At 60.9% G+C, this 327-nt stretch carries 1 pseudogene; it reads left to right on the forward strand.

Annotated features, from left to right (window positions below):
* Positions 1-327, forward strand: a pseudogene (locus ACOJB8_RS41285) (succinate dehydrogenase/fumarate reductase flavoprotein subunit); the annotation flags it as partial.

The following is a 327-nucleotide window of genomic DNA, read 5'->3' on the forward strand; positions in this document are numbered from 1 at the left end:
AAAGCGTCGCGAACGACATCCGCGGCTCGATGCAGAAGCACGCAGGCGTGTTCCGCACGTCGAAGCTGCTGGCAGACGGCGTGAAGGACATCGCGGAGATCGCTGAGCGCGCGAAGCACATTCACCTGAAGGACAAGTCGAAGGTGTTCAACACGGCGCGCGTGGAAGCGCTCGAAGTGGCGAACCTTATCGAAGTTGCACGCGCAACGATGGTTTCGGCTGAAGCCCGTAAGGAAAGCCGTGGTGCACACGCACAGAGCGACTTCGAACACCGCGACGACGAAAACTGGCTGCGCCATACGCTCTGGTTCAGCGAAGGCGACCGAC

This window comes from Paraburkholderia sp. BR10141, from assembly GCF_056155635.1.